The 1,759-nt window shown below is 75.6% G+C and carries 1 protein-coding gene; it reads left to right on the top strand.

Features of this window, described 5'->3' with window-relative positions:
* The coding region (locus B7767_RS35470) for a bacterial transcriptional activator domain-containing protein (protein WP_218775844.1) at positions 1 to 1,759 on the top strand (1,759 nt) is incomplete at both ends.

The raw sequence follows: 1,759 nt of genomic DNA, 5'->3' as shown, positions 1-1,759 counted from the left end.
GGCGGGCGGCGCGGGATGGAGCCGCCCACGCCGACCGGGGACGCCCAGGACGTCCAGGACGCGCTGCTGGTCGGCGCCGACCCCGAGGGCGTACGGCTGCTCGACCGGTCGCTGCGCGGGCTCGCCGCGTCCCTCGCCGCCGAGTCCCGTCCGCTGCCCACCGTCTACGCGGCCTGGCTCAGCAGCGGCGACCTGCACCTCCAGCTCGCCCAGCCGTCCGGGAAGCCGCCGGCGCCCTGGCAGCCCGGGCAGGACGAGACGTTCTGGACGCTCGCCAAGGACGACGCCGTACGGTACGAGGACGTCGACACCGCCGCTCCCTACCCCGGCCTCGTCAGCCTCGGCACCATGGACGACTCGCGGCTGCTGCTCAACCTGGAGTCCGTCCCCGGCATCGTCTCGCTGAGCGGCGGTGAGGCCGACCGGGCCGCCGTGTTCGCCTCCGTCGCCGCCGAGCTGGCCACCAACGGCTGGTCGGACCGGATGACCATCACCCTCGTCGGATTCGGCGAGGAGCTGACCCCGCTCGCGCCCAGCCGGCTGCGCCACCTCGACGGCATCGAGGCGCTGATCGAGACCATGGAGGCCGAGACGCGGCAGCGGCGGGGGGCGCTGGGCGCGGCCGGACACGATTCCGTGCTCACCGGACGCACCGGCCCGGCCCGGCACACCCGTTGGGCCCCGCACCTCGTGCTGCTCGCCGCCGAGCCGTCCGCCGAGGACGCCGTCACGCTCGCCGAACTGGCCGCCGACGCGAGCCGCCTCGGCATCGGCTACCTCGTCGGCACCGGCAGCGGTGATCTGCCGGGCGCCGCCTGGGAGATGGAGATCACCGGCGAGGGCAAGCTGCTCGCCCCCCTCCTCGGTCTCGAACTCGACGCCCAGCTCCTGCCCGCCGCCCAACGGCGCGCGGTCGTCGAGCTGTTCACCGACGCCGACCCCGGGCGCGGACCCGACGGACCCGGTGACACCCCGCCGTTCCTCGTCGACATCAGCGAGCAGGGGCGGCCCGCCGTCTACGCGCGCCTGGTCGGACCGTACGAGATCATCGGCCTGGAGACCCCGGACGGCGAGCGCAGCGCCCTGCTCCACGAGGCGCTCGCGCTGCTGCTCCTGCACCGCGAGGGTGTGCACCCGCGCGTGCTGTCCTCCGCGCTGTGGCCGCGCGGCGTCACCGACGACGTGCGCGAGGCGCTGATCGAGCGGCTGCGCGCCTGGCTCGGCACCGACCCCGACGGCACCCCCCGCCTCGGCACGGACTCCACCGGACGGCTCACCCTCGCCAAGTCCGTCGTCTCCGACCTGGACGTGCTGCGGTCGCTGTACCACGAGGCCACCCAGGGCAGGGGCGTCGACAGCCGGGCCGTACGCGGGCGGCTGCTCACCGACGCGCTGGTGCTGGTGCGCGGGCCGCTGCTCGCCGACCGGCCCGAGGGCCGCTACCGCTGGCTCACCCACGAGATCGTCGACGCCCAGCTCCCGCTGCTCGTCGCGGACACCGGACTCGCGCTCTGCGAGTTCCACCTGGAGAAGAACCGCGCGGAGAAGGCCATCGAGGCGCTGAACGCCGCGCTGCGCACCGCCCCGGCCGACGAGCGGCTGTGGAACGAACTGCTGCGCGCCACCCACGCCCTCGACGACCCCGAGCGGCTCACCGCCCTCGCCGCCGACCTCGTCGGCCGGGCCGGCGCCCGCGGGCTGCCGCCGCGCACCGAGGCGCTGCTCGACGAACTGCTGCCCACCTGGCGCGACACGGTCG

Source organism: Streptomyces sp. 13-12-16 (assembly GCF_002114215.1).
Lineage (GTDB): Bacteria > Actinomycetota > Actinomycetes > Streptomycetales > Streptomycetaceae > Streptomyces.
This window is presented reverse-complemented; position numbering and strand designations above follow the sequence as displayed.